Here is a 16975-nt window from a genome sequence, read left to right as displayed (position 1 = left end):
TATTTAACCTGACTTTGATCTCAAAGTAATTTTATTTATCTTTAGCTGCTAGTTCTGCTAAAGTTGCATGTACTTTATCAATGTTTTTTTGACTTTTTTTGAGATTTGTCTGATTGACCGGACGACGGTTATCATTAACTGATTTATGAATATTGTGAGACATAATTACTCCTCTTTGAATTTATAATATCTTTGAGATTATATCACATTATGGGGAAAAAAGTGAAGTTCCTCTAATTTATGTTGTATAATTAAACACAAATTTGAAAAGGGGTGATTTTATGACAAATCCACTATTAGGGAAAATGAATCGAAGACTAGCAGATATTAAACCATCAGATATTAGAGCTTTTGATGAAAAAGTATCGCCAGTTCCTGGCATGCTTAAACTAACTTTAGGGGAACCAGATTTTAATACGCCAGAACACATAAAAGAAGCAGGTATTAAAGCAATTAAAAATAATATGTCTCATTATGCACCATCTAATGGAACACAAGGATTAAAAGAAGCAGCGGCTGATTTTATTAATAAGCATTATAACTTACACTATACGCCGGATGAAACTATCATTACGGTCGGTGCTACTGAATCTCTTTATACGGTTTTTGCTTCAATTATTAATGAAGGAGACGAAGTTTTAGTTCCAACTCCAACTTTTCCGCTTTATTTTGCTGATATTTCTGTCAGTGGCGGAAAGCCGATTTTTATTGATACATCTCATAATGGATTTGTTGTAACTCCTGAATTATTAGATCAAGCCTTTAAAAGCCATTCCAATGTTAAAGCAATAATGCTTAATTATCCCAGTAATCCGACCGGGGTCACTTATACCCGTGAAGAAGTTAAAGAAATCGCCGATTATCTTAAGGATAAAGATATCTTTGTGATCGCTGATGAAATTTACGCTGAAATTACTTACGGGGAAGCACATACGTCGATTGCGGAATTCCTCCCGGAAAAGACAATTTTAATTAATGGGGTGTCAAAGTCTCATGCAATGACAGGTTGGCGGATTGGAACCATTAATGCACCCGCTGAAATTACCCGTGAATTAGGAAAAATTCATCAATTTACAGTTACAGCTGCTGGAACCATGAATATGGCAGCCGCTGAAGAAGCTTTTAAAAATGGCTATGATGATGGCGCTGAGATGAAAAAAGAATACGAAAAACGCCGGGATTATTTAGTTGATTCAATGGCTCAGCTAGGATTTGAGTGTGCAAAACCATCCGGGGCTTTCTATCTATTTGTTAAAATTCCTGATGGGATGGAACAAGATAGCTTTAAGTTATGTTATGACATGGCAGATCGCGTGAAGTTAGCTTTAATTCCAGGCGCTTCGTTTGGCCCTGGTGGTGAAGGATATGTGAGACTTAGTTATGCTGCGAGCATGGAAGATTTAAAAGAAGCAGTGAAACGGTTAACTGAATATAAAAAAATGATTTTAGGATAACAAAAAAAGGAACCTTTTAGGGTTTCTTTTTATTTAAACTTCTTTTAACGCTTCATCGATCGGAGTCGATCCATCATGCATTGAAATAATTTTCTTGTTTGTATTTTTATGTTCCGGAATCGCTGCTAAAACTGCAGCAACATCTTTAATTGAGTTTTCTCCTGCCTCTGAGGTATTTAATGAAACTTTACCAGTTAGTGGTTTTTCGGTTAAGGTTCCAGGCTGCAGGATCGTGTAGTCAAGGTTCGTATTAGAAATTAACCAGTTGTCGGCAAAATATTTTGCCGTGTAATATTCTTTTAACGAGGTTTGTTCCCAAAAACTTGGAGTTAAAGAACCGTAGCCGCTAAGCATCACAAAACGTTTAATGTGATTAATTTCAGCAGCCTGCATGGATTTTACTGCACCATAAGTGTCGATATTTAGTAAATCATTTCCGCGGGAACCAGCAACAAAGTAGATGACATCGGGATTTGCTGTCATTGTTTTGGCAATTGCTTGGGCGTTGTCATTTAGGTCCAGCTTAACTTTTGTAAGTCCTTTGAGATCATCAAGCTGTTCAAAGTGACGAGCAGCGGCAGTTACAACGTGCCCTTTTTCGAGTAAATCGTTACATAGTTCTTTGCCGATTCTTCCATTAGCTCCAATGATAAAAAATTTCATAAAAACCTCCTTTTGACTATCGTCAAATCAGTCAATTTACATTACTATTATAATAGCAATAAATAGATGAGGAAGAAATGGTAAAAGACGTAGATAAAATTATTGTTCTTGATTTCGGCAGTCAGTACAATCAATTGATTACTCGCCGAATTCGGGAAATGGGAATTTATTCAGAGTTACTAGATCATACAGTTTCGGTTGATCAAATCCGCGAGTTATCCCCGAAAGGGATTATTTTTTCTGGCGGCCCAATGAGCGTTTATGACGAAGGAGCATATAAGGTTGACCGTGAAATTTATGAAATGGGTATTCCAATCCTGGGGATCTGTTACGGAATGCAATTAATGGTTTATAATCTTGGCGGTTCAGTGATTCCAAGTGAAGACCGAGAATATGGACATGCTGATATCAAGGTTTTAAATTCGGAGTCGCTCCTCTTTAAAGATTTACCTGAAGAAGAGCCAGTTTGGATGAGTCATGGCGATTTGGTTCGGGAGCTTCCAGCAGGTTTTACCAAATTGGCAGAAAGTCCCAATACTCCGTTTGCTGCAATGGAAAATCCTCGTAAGAAGTTTTATGGGGTTCAGTTCCACGCAGAAGTTCGTCATACTAAATACGGGATGGACATGCTGCGTCACTTTGCTTTTGATGTTTGTCAGGCAAAAGCCAATTGGACGATGGAAGATTTTATCGATACACAGGTAGAAAAAATTCGCCAAGAGGTAGGCAGTGAAAAAGTTCTCTTAGGATTATCGGGGGGTGTTGATTCAAGTGTAGTTGCAATGCTTTTGCACCGAGCAATTGGGGATCAGCTAACTTGTATTTTCGTCGATCACGGTCTTTTAAGACAAGGTGAAGCAGATCAAGTAATGGCAAGTTTGAGTGATCGATTTGGGCTTAACATTATCAAGGTTGACGCATCTCAATCCTTTTTAAATAAATTAAAAGGGGTCACTGATCCCGAACAAAAACGTAAAATTATCGGAAAAGAATTTATTGATACTTTTGATGCAGAAGCTTCAAAACTTAAAGGCATCAAATTCTTGGCGCAAGGGACGCTTTACACTGACGTGATTGAATCGGGCACAAGTAATGCGCAGACGATTAAGTCACATCATAATGTCGGTGGCTTACCAGAGGATATGCAGTTTAAGTTAATCGAACCATTGCGGACACTGTTTAAAGACGAAGCCCGTGAGCTGGGCGAAAAGTTAGGCTTACCGCATGATCTTGTTTGGCGTCAGCCATTTCCAGGTCCCGGACTCGCAATTCGCATTTTAGGTGAGATCACCGCTGAAAAGCTTGAAATTGTTCGAGTTAGCGACGCTATTTTAAGAGAAGAAGTAAAAAATGCAGGATTAGAAAGTGAAATCTGGCAATACTTCACTGTTTTAACAGGTGTGCGCAGTGTTGGGGTCATGGGAGACGGTAGAACGTTTGATTACACGATTGCAATTCGGGCAATTACATCAATTGACGGCATGACCGCTGATTTTTACCGCATGGATTGGGATCTAATGCAAAAGATTTCAACTAGAATTGTTAATGAAACACCACACGTCAATCGTGTAGTTTACGATGTAACGAGTAAACCGCCTGCGACAATTGAATGGGAATAAATTTAAATAGCTAAAAATCCTCTCACTGAATGAAGTGATATCGGTGGGAGGATTTATTTTGTCCAAAATATTCAATGATATAATTGACGAGATATCGGGATAGGAGATAAACATAATGGCTAATATTGAACCGGCGATTTTTGATGAATTAAAAAATGTGCTTTCTTCTTTTGGTGAAAAATATTTTATCGGTGAAGAATTGAATCGTCCTAAGCTCACAGATGATTTACGTAATTATGACGAAGCCCTTTTGAACAAAATGTTTGAGATGGATTTTATCAAGGAACATTTTATCAAGAAAGCTGCAGGTCAAACAATCTTTCAAATTGAGCAGTTCGAGGAAGCGGTACTTTATAATTCCTACTGGGATACCAGCTACACGAAATATGAAAATCGTGTGGGCCTGAGTTCAGGGGGAAAATTTCTTCAAGACAGTCAAGATGTTGTTCTAGATTTTCCCTTTAAAGATTGTGTCCTCACTGCTTCTATGACCAAAGAGGATAATGATGATGGATATGATGAAGCGTTTTTGAATGAAGTTATTGAAAAGGACGAAATTGATCGATTATTTGATAAAAAAATATTCGTAAATACAGAACGTTTTGACAATAGTAAAATTACACAGAGCAGCGAAGCGAAAGATAATAGGATTGTTTCTTTTGATAAGGAGAAAGATAATCTGATTATTAAAGGAAATAATTTGCTGGCACTTCATACACTTAAAGAGAATTATAAAGACCAAGTAAAACTTATTTATATCGATCCACCTTACAATACGGGTAAAGACTCTTTTTTGTATAATGATAAATTTAGCCGCTCAACATGGTTAACTTTCATGAAAAATCGATTAGAAACTGCTCGTGAACTTTTGAGCGATGACGGCTCAATTTTTATCTCGATTGATGATAAACAGTACGCTTATCTTCGAGTACTGTGCGATAACATATTTGGAGAAAGCAATCATTTAGAGACTTTCCATTTCCAAGTCCGCTATACAAATAAATCATTGAACGAGCGTGATAATTTTCAACCGGTAATTGAGTATTGTCTTGCTTATGCAAAAGATAAAAATAATTTTAAGCCAAATAAACCAACTGTTGCTTATGATACGACGAAATTCAATCTAGACATTAAGGAATTGAAGTCTCCTGATAAGACGATCGAAGTAAATGGCAGAAAGGTTGATATTTTTTTGCCCTCAAGTTATGAGATTAAAAAAGTATCTGATGAAGAGACCAACTCTCTTTCTTACTTTAAAGAAACTTGGGTAACTGGATCCATTTATTCCGGAACTGGACACGGTCAAATGTATCAAAAAGTAGTTGAACCTAGATTGAATGAAGACGGTTATGGCGTTCTATATAAAATAGATGGACTTGGAGAAGACGGGCTGGGTTATAGATATATGACAGGCCCTAAAAAAATAGGGGCAGCAAAAGGAAAAATGTACAATAAAATTCCGACGGCTAAACTTGAAGGCATTAAATCGGGAACATATTACAAAGAAGTTCCGATCGTAAACTATTATGATTTTAGCCCCCAAGTCGGTAATATTAGGCATGAGGGTGGAACAGCATTTAACTCTGGTAAAAAGCCAGAGAAAATGCTCAAAATGATTATCGATATGGCTACTAATGAAAATGATTTAGTTTTAGATTTTCATTTAGGAAGCGGCAGTACAGCTGCAGCAGCAATGAAACTTCATCGTAGATTTATTGGTATTGAGCAAATGGATTACATTAAAAATCTAGTTGTAAAACGTCTTAATAATGTGATTAATGGAGATAAGACTGGCATTTCAAGTGATGTTAATTGGCAGGGTGGAGGCTCGTTTGTTTATGCAGAGCTTTTTCCTAAAAACATGGAATACTTGCAGGATATCATCAATGCCAATGAAATTGAAGAATTAAAGTTAGTCTATGAACGAATGATTCAAGGTACTGCCGATATTTCATTTCGTGCTGATTTGAATAAGATTGATTGGGATGAAGGATTTGATGAAAATAAACGGCTGCTTGTAAAACTGCTTGATAAAAATGGACTTTACTATAATTATTCAGAAATTGATGATGCCAATGTCCGTGATATGATCTCTGATAAAGATTACACCTTCAACAAATATTTTTATGCGAAAGGAGAATAGGATGTCTAAAGTAAATAAAATTTCTGCTAACGTCCGTCAATTTCCCCTCGTAGACCAAGCTGAACAAGCAGAAGTTGATTTATTTAGTCAGCATCAAGGATATGTCATTCCAGAATATATTGATGCAAACCTTATTCACACTTTGCGCAATTATCAAAACCAGGCAATTGGAAATTACCATTATACTCAAACACATCTTAAACCAAGTCCCCAGCATGTTCTTTTTAATATGGCCACCGGTTCAGGAAAAACAGACTTGATGGCAGGACTTATTCTCTATCTCTATCAAGAACATAACTATCGGAATTTTTTATTCACCGTCAACACTAACTCGGTTTTAATGAAAACAAAAGATAATTTAGTCAGCAAAAGTAGTGATAAGTATCTTTTTCAAGATAAGATTGAAATTGATGGAAAACGGATCTTTATCAAAGAAGTTGAACGGTTTCCGCGGATTCAAGAAGCAAATACTATTTATATCAAACTTTCTTCTGTTCAGAAAGTTTCAGATGATTTATTTGTTTTGAAAGAGAATACGATGGGCTTGGCTGATTATGAAAACCAGCCTGTGGCAGTTCTGGCAGATGAAGCGCACCATTATTCAGCAAGCACAAAGTCAGAAAAGGAAGCTGAGAATACATGGGAGTCAGCAATCAATAAGATTCTCAGAGCACGAGATGATAAGGAACAAAAAAATCTCCTTCTTGAATTTACGGCTACTGTGGATTTTGATAAAGAAACAATTTATAACAAGTACCGAGATAAAGTTGTCTATCTCTATCCGCTTAATAAGTTTATGTACGATGGCTACTCTAAGCAAGTGAAACGAATTGAAACGTCAGCAAATGATAAAGATAAAATGTTGAACGTGATTCTTTTATCTCAGTATCGAAAATATTTTGCCTATGCTCAGGGAGTTACTGGAGTATTCAAACCCGTAATTATGTTTAAGTCTCCAAAAGTTGCAGTGTCTTTAGAAGCTAACAAGACATTTAATGAACTTATTTTGAATCTTAACGTTGGGGATTTAATATCATTTATCAAACATCAGCAGTTGTTAGACAGCAACGATAGTTCAGCTTTGCAATTAGCATATAACTATTATTTACAAAATGAAGATAAACTTGCAAATATCGTTCGTGAAATAAAGCATGATTTCGATCCGAGAAACGTATTAAACGCAAATGATACAAGCGGAAATATTCTTGAAAAAGGACAATATAAAGCATTGAATACGCTTGAGAGTCCAAATAGTTTGTATCGTGTAGTATTTGCTGTAGCTAAATTGACTGAGGGTTGGGATGTTTTAAATCTTTATGATATTGTACGCATTGAGCAAGAAGCGCTTGCAAATAAAAAAGCTACGATGATAGAAGCTCAGTTGATTGGACGTGGTGCAAGGTACTATCCATTTGAATTGAATGGGCAAAAAAGTTACAAACGAAGATTTGATGGTGAAACTTCGAATAAGCAGCTGCTCTTAGAAACTTTGCATTATCATACAATGAATGAACCCCAATACTTGAAACAGCTGGTGGGGGCATTGAAACAAATGGACTTGCCGACAGGTCAGGATAAGAAGAATCCGCCTATTGAAATTAAGGTTAAATCCGCTTTTAAGAAAACAGATGTTTATAAAACCGGCAAAATTTATTATAACGAAGCCGAGGACGTTGCAGATGAGTGGTTTGACTCTATTGAAAAATATGGCATTAATCATAAAACTGATATTTATAGAAGTTTGAATTACGGCAGCCGTGAAGTATCCTATCAAGCAAGTGTTGAAACTGTAGAAACTAAAACTATCGGAATTGAGCAGTTTAATGATCGGTATATTAAGAAAGCAATCCAACGATTAGAGTTTTATCAATTCGATAATTTAAAAAAATATCTTCCACTTCTAAGGTCGATGAAAGATTTTATTTATGGAAAAAATTGGCTGAATGCTGGAAATCTGAAACTTTTTTTGACCATACCAAAAGAATATAAGTCAAGGGATATAACAGCTGATGAAATCTTGAAAGTTACGATTGATCTCTTGAAAGAATATGAGGTGAAATTTAAATCTGGATATGTTAAGAAACGCGGCACAAACAAGTTTGTTGGTTATCCAATTAGTGAATATTTGTCGAATTATAATAAGCGGATACCAGAATATGACACTGCAGCTTTGTCGAATGAATCAACTCAAAAAGTAGCCGTGTATGATATGGCAGAAGATTTTTATGTTTATGACCGTGCAATTGTTAACAAGCTAGAATTTGAACTTATTGAGCGAATAAAAGCCCATGTGAGTGAACTTAAACATAAATATAATAAAGCCGTTTATTTGTTTCGTATGGATGAGAACATGCACCGCGAATCGATAAAGAGCGAAAAACTTAAACTCCATCAGTATGGTTTGCGAATCAATCGTGCTGGTGAAAAAGTTGATGTACATTTACAAGGATTTCAGCCTGATTTTATTTTATTTCTTGAGGATAGTGAATTTTATTTTCAAATTTTTATTGAGCCTAAGGGTATGAGCGGTGAAAGATTTGTGAGTGAATTATGGAAGCAAGACTTATTGCTTTATTTAACAGATAATCAAGATAAAATGGAATTTCAGGACGATGAAAAGAACGTTAGAATCAGCGGCTTAAAGTTTTACACTAAAGATGATAGTCAAAAGACTTTAGAGCAACTTTTTAAAATGACTGAAATTAAGGGAATAAACGATGAACCTGACGGCTTATTCTAATTGTACAGCTTAAACAATCACCAATTTTAAACATAGGAATGAATGAACATCTTGTTAAGAACATTGGATTTCCTATTATATGCTTAATGTAGGTATATCAATTTGGTGTTGGATACGCCAAGATGAATGGCTTTTTGTTGTGCACTTAAGATAGGATTAAGCTAATACAATCAAATAAAATATCAAAATTACTTGACTAATCGTAGAAAAAAAGCCAATAACAAGAATGTATTTCCGAGTCATTGGCTCTCTTATGAGAGTTATTTTGTTTTACATGAACTGATTCCAAACAATTTATAAAGTAGACACCGTCTCGTTAAGCCAGTAATCAGCGGAAAGAATCCAATAAGTGCAATAAACCGTAGATTCCCTTTTAAAAAGTAGAATAAACTAAGTAGAGCTAGTCCAATAATTATTCGTATTATAGAATCAATAGTTCCAACATTTTTTTTCATGAGTAACCCCCTTCCCGTTAGTTGATTTTAGCAAACTAAAAAAGAGGATTTCCGTGACTTTTGTCACACTAGGTGTTGTTTAATTTGTCATAATCAAGAATAGTAATCCGCTTGCGTGCTAGCTTAATGATACCTTGCTGTTCAATTTTTTTGAGTAGACGACTGACGACTTCACGTGCTGTTCCTAGTTCTGCGGCGAGCTCATTGTGGGTCATCTCCAATATTAATGTTTTGGAATTTACATTTTCCTTCAGGTAAAGAAGCAGTCTTTGCTCGTTATTTTTAAATAAATGATTCTCAACTAAATCAAATAAAAGCAATATTTTATCTGCCATTTCGCTTAAAATAAATTCCTTCCAAGCGTTCTCTGTATTAAACAATTCACGGAAAATTTCTTCTGGAATTGCAACAACATGAGCTTCTTGTTCTAAATTTAGGAAAGCAGGAAAAGCCTTTCCTTTAAGAATACTTTCGGCACTTAAAACGCAAACTTCACCAGGGTATAACCGATATAGAAGGTATTCTTTTCCTTCTTCTGTAACCTGAAAAATTTTTGCGGAGCCAGATAATAAGAAATACATATAATGATTGATTTCGCCAGGTGCGATAGTTTTAGCAGTTTCAAGCGTGACTTTATGAAGGTTTAAATTCTTGGAAAGTAGTTCTTGAGCGCTCTTGCTCAGTTGATAAAAAACTGGGAAGCTAGATCCAAACTGGTCGATATTGCTGTTTTGATTTTTCATTGTTAAGGTCTCTTTATTCTGAAGTATCACTGTCCGGCATATCAAAAAATAAGTGTATTTATAAAATTTCAATTGGTATGTATGGCTCTTGACTTGATGTCTGTGAAATAACTATTTGTTACAAGTGTGAACATACCCTGAGGGTCAGATTCTTAGTCTTTCATTTAATTGACAAAATATATTCTATATCAAATGTTCTCTAATTCCACGAATACTTAATTTTTATAGGAATATTATTGATGTTGTCGTGGATGTATATTATCAATTTGAGGAAATTAAAACAAATCATTTTCCTCAACTACACCGTCAGTATTCGATGAATTCATCATTATTTATTTGGTCGCACCTTATAACCTGCTTCAGTTACCCAATCGTCAGGATTAGAGCTTTGAGCCGGCGAAACGTGAAAAATATTAATCATTGGACCTGAAATTGAATAGCCATTATTTTCAGTCCATAAAGCAAGAGCCGTCGTAACTTGCGGCATTTGTTCATAACTGCCACTAAAAGTCACTGTCGGCATCATAAAACTAGAGATTGTTTTAAAGTCGGAAGAATTTCCGATGACGTTCATTTGAACTTCAAGGTCAACATCAGTTTGGCGATATTCTGGGTCGTGATAAATAGTCATGGCTTGAGGAGAATCAGTTATTTTGTCATTTTGTTTTTCAATCTTGCTCATTAACTCATTCCACAGTTGAAATTCTTGATCTTCAGATGCAACAATTTTTCTAATTGAAACTACTTTTCTTTCAGGAATCTCTTTTAATTCAATATGATATTCTGCTGTCAGCGGGTTTTGCTGCAATAAATTCAGCATCGCCTGCTTTTTTTTGACCTTTTCTCGTTCAGCCTTCAACTCCATTTCCAGCGTTGAGTAGTAATCTTCCATTAAGTCTGGATTCTCAAGCATCTTTTTGATTTCTTTTAGCGAAAAACCTACTTGTTGAAATGCCTTGATCTGATTTGCTGTTATAATCTGGCGAGCTGAGTAGTAACGATAATTGGTTAGCGGATCGGTTGTTTCAGGCGTTAAAAGTCCCAGCTTCTCATAATGATGAAGGGCTCGAACCGTCAAATTTGTCAGCTTAGAAAAATCACCAATTTTAAACATAAATTCCCCTGTACTCTCACCTAAGGTTAGTCTATATAATAATATAAAAAAGGAGGCCTAACAAATGGCAAGACCAACAACAAAAGAAGATTTAATTGCAGCCAGCACTGAAAATTTTGAAAAATTAATCAAATTACTCGATTCTTTAACTGAAGAAGAAAAGAATGGCAAATTTCATTTTGATCTTGAGAAAGAAAAGGGGGCACACTGGAAAAGAGATCAAAATATCAGAGATGTCCTAATTCACTTGTATGAGTGGCAAGTTCTATTGCTAAATTGGGTGAAGAATAATCAAAAAGGCGTTGCAAAAGATTTCTTGCCCGACGGATACAATTGGCGCAACTATGGTGAAATGAATCTTGAATTATGGAGGAAGCACCAAAATACTCCTTACGATGAAGCTCTTGAAGATCTAAAAGATACCCACCAGAAAGTAATGAAGCTGATTGATTCGTTTAGCAATGAAGAACTTTTTTCTAAAGGTGTTTTCCCATGGACTGGCAATAACACTCTTGGAGCCTACATTGTATCGAGTACTTCCAGTCACTATGACTGGGCGTTAAAGAAAATAAGAAAGTATTTGAAATCTCAAAAATAGAGGCTGTGATATAAGCCTCTTTTTAGTTTTTGCTTTAGAATTTAATATAACCTTGCTTAATGTTGTGATATCTTAAAATTATAGGAAAAAGCAATTATGAAAAAGCAAAAATATTGGATATTACTCGGGCTGTTTTTGGCATTGGTTTTTGGAGCTCAAAAAGTGTTTGCCGCGGAATCTCTGCCGGATGCACCGAGAACTTTTTATTATGATGAAACGGGTACGCTGGATCAAGATATCGAAAGCCTAGTTGAACAAAAAAATCTTTACTATATGAAGAAGAAAAATTCACCGCAAGTAATAGTTGCTGCAGTTAATTCTACTGGTGATGAAGGAATTGATGTTTATGCGTCTTATTTATTTCAAAAGTGGAAGATTGGCAGTAAAGCTAAGAATAACGGAGTATTGATTTTGTATGCCGTCAATCAGGGGAAGCGCAATGTCCGAATTGAAGTTGGTTATGGCTTAGAAGGCGATTTAACTGATGCCTTGGCGGGTAAAATTCTAAAAGATAATAAGTCTGATTTAAAATCGAGTTCTCAAGAAAAAGTCAATCGCGGTCTGCAGCATGTTTTTAATGCTGTTTCTGGGGTTGTTGATTATTCTAGTGGGTATCAGACCTCAGATCGAAAGACTGGTGAAACATACCTTAAGCAGATGAAATTTAAAAAAGATCTGAACAAGTTTAAGAAAAATGCTGTTAAAGTTTCAATCATCATCTACATCATTTTGGCATTTTTGATATTCCGAGATTATCATCACAAAGTTCAGCTGGAGCGAAAAAAACAAAAGTGGCATCCAGGCCAAGTTGTTTCAGTCGATCAAAAAACACAAAACAGATACAGCTGGTTTTTGTTTTTTTCATATCTATACATGCTTTTTTTAATGCTGCAAGCGATAAAAATCAGTATCGTTTTGTTGATTTATCTTGTGTTTGAATTTGATTTCAATCAAAAACCCATTAGAAGAAGAGGCAGATCTTCTAACGGAGGAGGATATTCTGGCGGCAGCAGTTCTTCTGGTGGAGGTTTCTCAGGTGGCGGAGGATCGTCTGGTGGCGGCGGAGCTAGTATATAGAGTGAATAAATGAGAACAGATAGATATAAAAAGTACCTGACCGTCTTGTTGATCGTATTTACTAGTTTATTTTTTGGAAGCAATCAAGTTGTAGCGATAGTTAATTTTCCTGATGTTCCCGATACTTTTTACTATGACCAAATTAATGTTCTAAGTACAACCACAAAGGGATTAGTGGAGCAAAAGAATTCTTATTACCAGAATAAGAAAAATGCTCCTCAAATTGTTGTCGCAGTGATTTCCTCTACCGAGGATGAAGATATTGATAGTTATGCTTCAGACTTGTTTCAAAAATGGAAAATTGGAAGCAAAAGTAAAGATAACGGGGTTTTGATTTTATATGCCCTTAACAACGGAAAACGCAATGTCAGAATTGAGGTTGGTTACGGATTAGAAGGAGATCTGACAGATAATCTTGCCGCCCAAATTCTTAATGAAAATAAAGGCAATCTAAAATCAGAAAATGATGAAAAAGTTAATCAAGGACTACAGAAGGTTTTTAAGGCTGTTGCTGGTGTAGTAGACCGATCTAATGGCTATCAGACAGCTGATAGTAAGGTGATAACGAGACCCAGAAATAGGATTAATTCAAAGGCTATTTTGCTGATAATTTTACTACTAGTTTATCTAATTCTGATAGCCTTTGATAAGTTTAAATATGACCGTAAACGTCACGTAGTTCTTATTTTGATTTCGATTTTGTTTTTGATTCTGTCAATGAGAATTTCTAAAATTCTCTGGTTAATTCCTTTGATTTATTTATGGTTTAATCAAAGCAGCGGCGGTAGCGGTTATTCGGGAGGCAGTTCTTCTGGCGGTTTCTTTGGCGGTGGCTCGTCGGGGGGAAGTTCTTCTGGTGGAGGCTTCTCAGGCGGCGGAGGATCGTCTGGTGGTGGTGGCGCTAGTATTTAGAGTGAAAAAATTTTACCACTTGTCTCTGTTCATCGACCGTTTATCGGTAGAACTTTATTTTAACTTCCAACTCCTTTAAATTAGATTTAAAGGAGGTAAGATGTTAGTCAAAACTGAAATTAATGAGGCCTACCAAGAGGCTTTTATTAGTGTGAATGCTCAAAAAGATAGCGTTGAACTGCATGTGCTCGCAGATGCAATCCGGGAGTTTGTCAACGAACAAAATCTAGCTGGATCAGACCGAGGAGCGCAAAAAATTATTCCGATTTATCAGATTATCAGAGTTCATACTCTCGGTAAACATGTTGTCTGTGAAACGATTAGCGGAACTTTTCAAGTAAAAGAGCGGATCTATGAATTGCGTCATTTACTGTCTGAGCGCTTGTTTCTGCAGATTTCAAGCAGTGAAATTGTCAACATCAGTCAAATTGCAAATTTTTCGCTGACCAAGAATGGGATTTATCAGGTTAATTTTAAAAATGGCAAAATTACCTACGCTTCAAGACGTTATATGCAAAAAATAAAAAAGGAGTACTTCTCATGAAAAAAATACTTAAATATTCTTTCATTGGATCAATTGTTGGAGTAGCTGCCGGATTTTTAATTGCACTTTTGTTTTCTTGGGTAAATTCAGGTGGTAAATTTTTACCATCGAAACCCCAATTCAATGCAAGATTTTCTTCAAATTTAATAGCAGTTACTGTCTCAGCAGGTATTTGGGCGTTAATGGGTGCCTTATTTGGAGCCAGCTATTTAATTTTTGAGCAAGAAAATTGGAGCATTACTCGTCAAACGTTCACTCATTTCTTAGTTACGATCGTTTTTTTCTTGCCTCTGGCAATTTTTGCCGATTGGTTTTCCTTCACAGCAGGCGGAATTATTAGCGCAGTCATTGAATTCGTTATTATTTATGCCTTGATCTGGTGGTGGCAAATGGAGCGTGCCAAACGTCAGATCAAAATGTTAAACGATGTTATTTCAGCTTCTTAAGATCGACTTTAATTTCATGAATTTCTCTAGAAAGCCGCACAATCTGGGTGATGATTGAAAAAGAGCCAATAGTTAGCGCAGCCAAAAATAAGACGACAAAGGATCCCGCAAAGGGATTTTTTAAAAAATGATTTTGAAAATTATGAACATCAATATGAACGATAAATATCACACAGAGGATCAAAACAAATAATGCGGGGAGTAACTTAAAAAAGGTGTCGTTACGTTTTGAGCGAGTCAATTTTAATTTCTCTTTATATTTAGGCGGAGTTTCAATTTTGCTGAACTTGAGATAGTCGCCTTTTTGATAATCAATCGAAACCACCCCAAAACGAGCGATGCATTCATCAAGATTGTGAGGCTCACTATGTGGTTCTTCAAAGCCAAAGTCGATGATTTGATTCAAAAGATCAAGATTACTAAGTTTACCTGAATATGCCTCGTCTCCTGCAATGTTGTCGCCAATATCATATCTTTGTTCATAAAACATTGTTTTAAGTCCTAAAATTTTAATATTGACTGGAAATTTACGGAGCCAGATCAGAAAATCTTGAAATCCAGCATCACTGAACTCGTTTTTTTCTAAAATGTAGTCAACGTCACTAACTTCTATCGCAGCAGCTAAAGAATCTTCAGCAGATGTAAAATCAAAATCTCCTGCTTTTAAAATCATTTCCCAATATAGCGGCAAGAAATTTTCGGCATAAGCCAAAGTCTTGCCAGTCACTTGTAAATTAATAATAATTCCTGAACGCATGGATGTTATTATAGCAAAATTAAAAAATACTAAAATTGCTTTGAAAAACTGGAGAAATGAAATTTTTCGTCTTATGATGAATTAAGAAAAGAGGCAGATTATGACGATAGATTATTTAGCAAAGTATCGACGGATGTTAGCACTAGCTGAAAGTGGGCTGGCGTATGCAAAAGATCCGTTTGATATTGAACGTTATGAAGAAATAAAAAAGATTGTAGAGCTGCTAATGAGCGCTAACACAGAAGTACCACTTGCGACAATTGAGAAATATGTCGCACTTGATCAAGGTTATGCAACTCCAAAAGCTGAGGTACGTGCCTTTATTCGGCGGGGTCAAGAAGTATTACTGGTTCAAGATCACGCTACTCAACTGTGGTCACTGCCAGGCGGGTTTGCAGATATCGGTTATAGTCCGAGTGAAAATGCAGCGAAAGAGGTCTTTGAAGAAACCGGCTTAAAAGTAAAAGTTGATGGATTGATTGCGCTGTACGATACGGAAAAAAGACCAGATATTCCTCAGATTTATCAGTTTTATAAGATGATTTTTGCTTGTACGCCAGAGTCCGGCAGTTTTAAAGAAAATAATGAAACCGATCAGGTGAAATATTTTACTTTGGATAATTTACCGCCATTGTCTTTGAATCGAACCACTTCAGAGCAGTTAAAATACTTGTTTAATGTTAAAATAAAACCGTTAGTTATCGATTAGGAGGAAAAGATGAGTTTATTAGTTTTAGGTGGTGCCGGATACATTGGCTCTCATATGGTTGATCTATTAGTTCAAAAAAATGAAAGAGTTGTCGTTGTTGATAATTTAAGCCGTGGTCATCGAGCAGCAGTTAATGAAAATGCGGTGTTCTATCAGGGAGATGTGCGCGATGAAGAGTTTATGAATCGCGTGTTTTCAGAAGAAGATGTCGAAGCAGTTTTCCATTTTTGTGCTTATATTCAGATTCCTGAATCGCTGAAAAAACCAAACGATTATTTTGATAATAATGTAGGTGGCCTCATTACTTTAATTAAGGTCATGGCAAAGCACCACACTAATAAATTAATCTTTTCTTCTTCCGCAGCTGTTTATGGAAATCCTGAAGAGGTTCCGATTAAGGAAGATTCAGCGAAAAATCCAATCAATCCATATGGTTTAACCAAACTTATGATGGAACAGATGATGGCTTGGAATGGACCTGCTTATGATATCAATTGGATTGCTTTTCGATATTTCAACGTTGCTGGAGCAAAAGCAGACGGAAGCATTGGTGAAGATCATCGACCAGAATCCCATTTAATTCCACTCGTTTTGCAGGCAGCAACTGGTGAACGAGATCATGTTGATATTTGTGGAGAAGATTACAATACGCCGGATGGGACTAATATTAGAGATTACGTTCACGTTGTCGATTTAGTTGAAGCTCATTATTTAGGATTGGAATATCTTAGAAACGGCGGCAAGAGTGATGCGTTTAATTTAGGATCGAAAAAAGGATACTCAGTTAAAGAGATTGTTGAGGCAACGAGAGAAGTAACTGGTAAGCCGATTCCTGCTGTTTCTGCTCCAAGACGTGGTGGAGATCCAGATTCATTAGTTGCTGACAGCAGCAAGGTTAGAAGCGTTTTGCATTGGGCTCCTCAATATGATGATATTAATGAAATTATTGCGAGTGCTTGGAATTGGGTGCAAAAACATCCAGAAGGCTACAAAGACTAAAA

Annotated in this window: 17 protein-coding genes; 11 read left to right on the top strand and 6 right to left on the bottom strand. The window is 36.1% G+C overall.

What is annotated here, in order from left to right:
* Positions 1 to 31: 31 nt before the first annotated feature.
* On the bottom strand, positions 32 to 163 hold the full coding sequence (locus R8749_RS09925; RefSeq protein ID WP_317696469.1) for a hypothetical protein: 132 nt from the start codon (positions 161 to 163) through the stop codon (positions 32 to 34).
* Between the two features lie 118 nt (positions 164 to 281).
* On the opposite strand from R8749_RS09925, the gene R8749_RS09920 reads away from it, so the two are divergent.
* Positions 282 to 1454 carry an aminotransferase class I/II-fold pyridoxal phosphate-dependent enzyme gene (locus tag R8749_RS09920; protein ID WP_317696466.1) on the top strand — a complete coding sequence of 391 codons (1173 nt, stop codon included), beginning with the start codon at positions 282 to 284 and terminating at the stop codon, positions 1452 to 1454.
* Between the two features lie 33 nt (positions 1455 to 1487).
* Here the strand turns inward: R8749_RS09920 and R8749_RS09915 are convergent, their stop codons facing one another.
* Complete coding sequence (locus R8749_RS09915) at positions 1488 to 2117, bottom strand: SDR family oxidoreductase (RefSeq protein ID WP_317696463.1); 630 nt, start codon at positions 2115 to 2117, stop codon at positions 1488 to 1490.
* 77 nt (positions 2118 to 2194) lie between these two features.
* On the opposite strand from R8749_RS09915, the gene guaA reads away from it, so the two are divergent.
* From guaA to R8749_RS09900, 3 genes are all read left to right on the top strand, one after another.
* Positions 2195 to 3736, top strand: a complete 1542-nt coding sequence (gene guaA / locus R8749_RS09910) for a glutamine-hydrolyzing GMP synthase (protein ID WP_317696462.1) — start codon at positions 2195 to 2197, stop codon at positions 3734 to 3736.
* Positions 3737 to 3851: 115 nt separating this feature from the next.
* A complete protein-coding gene (locus R8749_RS09905; RefSeq protein WP_317696461.1) occupies positions 3852 to 5879 on the top strand; it encodes a DNA methyltransferase in 2028 nt (675 codons plus the stop codon).
* Position 5880: 1 nt separating this feature from the next.
* Positions 5881 to 8619 carry a DEAD/DEAH box helicase family protein gene (locus R8749_RS09900; RefSeq protein ID WP_317696459.1) on the top strand — a complete coding sequence of 913 codons (2739 nt, stop codon included), beginning with the start codon at positions 5881 to 5883 and terminating at the stop codon, positions 8617 to 8619.
* A 260-nt stretch (positions 8620 to 8879) separates the two neighbouring features.
* Here R8749_RS09900 and R8749_RS10740 read toward each other — a convergent pair whose 3' ends face one another.
* The 3 genes from R8749_RS10740 to R8749_RS09890 all read right to left on the bottom strand — a co-directional run bounded on the left by R8749_RS10740 (position 8880) and on the right by R8749_RS09890 (position 10931).
* Positions 8880 to 9074: a YgaP family membrane protein gene (locus R8749_RS10740; RefSeq protein WP_345784985.1), complete on the bottom strand. Its 195-nt coding sequence runs from the start codon at positions 9072 to 9074 to the stop codon at positions 8880 to 8882.
* 68 nt (positions 9075 to 9142) lie between these two features.
* Entirely contained in the window at positions 9143 to 9817 is a 675-nt protein-coding gene (locus R8749_RS09895; protein WP_317696457.1) for a Crp/Fnr family transcriptional regulator, read from the bottom strand.
* Between the two features lie 328 nt (positions 9818 to 10145).
* The gene (locus R8749_RS09890; RefSeq protein ID WP_317696455.1) at positions 10146 to 10931 is read right to left on the bottom strand and encodes a MerR family transcriptional regulator; all 786 of its coding nucleotides are present in this window, start codon (positions 10929 to 10931) and stop codon (positions 10146 to 10148) included.
* A gap of 64 nt (positions 10932 to 10995) precedes the next feature.
* Between R8749_RS09890 and R8749_RS09885 the strand changes: the two genes are divergently transcribed.
* The 5 genes from R8749_RS09885 to R8749_RS09865 all read left to right on the top strand — a co-directional run bounded on the left by R8749_RS09885 (position 10996) and on the right by R8749_RS09865 (position 14508).
* Complete coding sequence (locus tag R8749_RS09885) at positions 10996 to 11529, top strand: ClbS/DfsB family four-helix bundle protein (protein ID WP_317696452.1); 534 nt, start codon at positions 10996 to 10998, stop codon at positions 11527 to 11529.
* Positions 11530 to 11625: 96 nt separating this feature from the next.
* A complete protein-coding gene (locus R8749_RS09880; protein WP_317696451.1) occupies positions 11626 to 12606 on the top strand; it encodes a TPM domain-containing protein in 981 nt (326 codons plus the stop codon).
* 9 nt (positions 12607 to 12615) lie between these two features.
* Complete coding sequence (locus tag R8749_RS09875; protein WP_317696449.1) at positions 12616 to 13518, top strand: TPM domain-containing protein; 903 nt, start codon at positions 12616 to 12618, stop codon at positions 13516 to 13518.
* A gap of 100 nt (positions 13519 to 13618) precedes the next feature.
* Positions 13619 to 14062, top strand: coding sequence for a LytTR family DNA-binding domain-containing protein (locus R8749_RS09870; protein WP_317696447.1), 444 nt, complete (start codon positions 13619 to 13621; stop codon positions 14060 to 14062).
* A complete protein-coding gene (locus R8749_RS09865) occupies positions 14059 to 14508 on the top strand; it encodes a DUF3021 domain-containing protein (protein WP_317696445.1) in 450 nt (149 codons plus the stop codon). Before R8749_RS09870 ends, R8749_RS09865 begins: the two co-directional genes overlap by 4 nt.
* Here the strand turns inward: R8749_RS09865 and R8749_RS09860 are convergent.
* Positions 14492 to 15265: a hypothetical protein gene (locus tag R8749_RS09860; protein ID WP_317696442.1), complete on the bottom strand. Its 774-nt coding sequence runs from the start codon at positions 15263 to 15265 to the stop codon at positions 14492 to 14494. The genes R8749_RS09865 and R8749_RS09860 overlap by 17 nt on opposite strands.
* A 100-nt stretch (positions 15266 to 15365) precedes the next feature.
* On the opposite strand from R8749_RS09860, the gene R8749_RS09855 reads away from it, so the two are divergent.
* Together R8749_RS09855 and galE are read left to right on the top strand one after the other, a co-directional pair.
* Positions 15366 to 15974 carry an NUDIX hydrolase gene (locus tag R8749_RS09855; RefSeq protein WP_317696440.1) on the top strand — a complete coding sequence of 203 codons (609 nt, stop codon included), beginning with the start codon at positions 15366 to 15368 and terminating at the stop codon, positions 15972 to 15974.
* Between the two features lie 9 nt (positions 15975 to 15983).
* Positions 15984 to 16973, top strand: coding sequence for a UDP-glucose 4-epimerase GalE (gene galE / locus R8749_RS09850; protein WP_317696438.1), 990 nt, complete (start codon positions 15984 to 15986; stop codon positions 16971 to 16973).
* Positions 16974 to 16975 lie beyond the last annotated feature (2 nt).

The organism is Xylocopilactobacillus apis (assembly GCF_033095965.1).
GTDB lineage: Bacteria > Bacillota > Bacilli > Lactobacillales > Lactobacillaceae > Xylocopilactobacillus > Xylocopilactobacillus apis.
The sequence above is the reverse complement of the archived record's forward strand: the minus strand, read 5'-3'. Positions and strand labels throughout refer to the sequence as shown.

What these genes read in the sequence shown, in the direction of transcription:
- R8749_RS09925 (WP_317696469.1), bottom strand. Translation starts at nt 163, where the DNA reads ATGTCTCACAATATTCATAAATCAGTTAATGATAACCGTCGTCCGGTC.
- R8749_RS09920 (WP_317696466.1), top strand. Translation starts at nt 282, where the DNA reads ATGACAAATCCACTATTAGGGAAAATGAATCGAAGACTAGCAGATATT.
- R8749_RS09915 (WP_317696463.1), bottom strand. Translation starts at nt 2,117, where the DNA reads ATGAAATTTTTTATCATTGGAGCTAATGGAAGAATCGGCAAAGAACTA.
- guaA (WP_317696462.1), top strand. Translation starts at nt 2,195, where the DNA reads ATGGTAAAAGACGTAGATAAAATTATTGTTCTTGATTTCGGCAGTCAG.
- R8749_RS09905 (WP_317696461.1), top strand. Translation starts at nt 3,852, where the DNA reads ATGGCTAATATTGAACCGGCGATTTTTGATGAATTAAAAAATGTGCTT.
- R8749_RS09900 (WP_317696459.1), top strand. Translation starts at nt 5,881, where the DNA reads ATGTCTAAAGTAAATAAAATTTCTGCTAACGTCCGTCAATTTCCCCTC.
- R8749_RS10740 (WP_345784985.1), bottom strand. Translation starts at nt 9,074, where the DNA reads ATGAAAAAAAATGTTGGAACTATTGATTCTATAATACGAATAATTATT.
- R8749_RS09895 (WP_317696457.1), bottom strand. Translation starts at nt 9,817, where the DNA reads ATGAAAAATCAAAACAGCAATATCGACCAGTTTGGATCTAGCTTCCCA.
- R8749_RS09890 (WP_317696455.1), bottom strand. Translation starts at nt 10,931, where the DNA reads ATGTTTAAAATTGGTGATTTTTCTAAGCTGACAAATTTGACGGTTCGA.
- R8749_RS09885 (WP_317696452.1), top strand. Translation starts at nt 10,996, where the DNA reads ATGGCAAGACCAACAACAAAAGAAGATTTAATTGCAGCCAGCACTGAA.
- R8749_RS09880 (WP_317696451.1), top strand. Translation starts at nt 11,626, where the DNA reads ATGAAAAAGCAAAAATATTGGATATTACTCGGGCTGTTTTTGGCATTG.
- R8749_RS09875 (WP_317696449.1), top strand. Translation starts at nt 12,616, where the DNA reads ATGAGAACAGATAGATATAAAAAGTACCTGACCGTCTTGTTGATCGTA.
- R8749_RS09870 (WP_317696447.1), top strand. Translation starts at nt 13,619, where the DNA reads ATGTTAGTCAAAACTGAAATTAATGAGGCCTACCAAGAGGCTTTTATT.
- R8749_RS09865 (WP_317696445.1), top strand. Translation starts at nt 14,059, where the DNA reads ATGAAAAAAATACTTAAATATTCTTTCATTGGATCAATTGTTGGAGTA.
- R8749_RS09860 (WP_317696442.1), bottom strand. Translation starts at nt 15,265, where the DNA reads ATGCGTTCAGGAATTATTATTAATTTACAAGTGACTGGCAAGACTTTG.
- R8749_RS09855 (WP_317696440.1), top strand. Translation starts at nt 15,366, where the DNA reads ATGACGATAGATTATTTAGCAAAGTATCGACGGATGTTAGCACTAGCT.
- galE (WP_317696438.1), top strand. Translation starts at nt 15,984, where the DNA reads ATGAGTTTATTAGTTTTAGGTGGTGCCGGATACATTGGCTCTCATATG.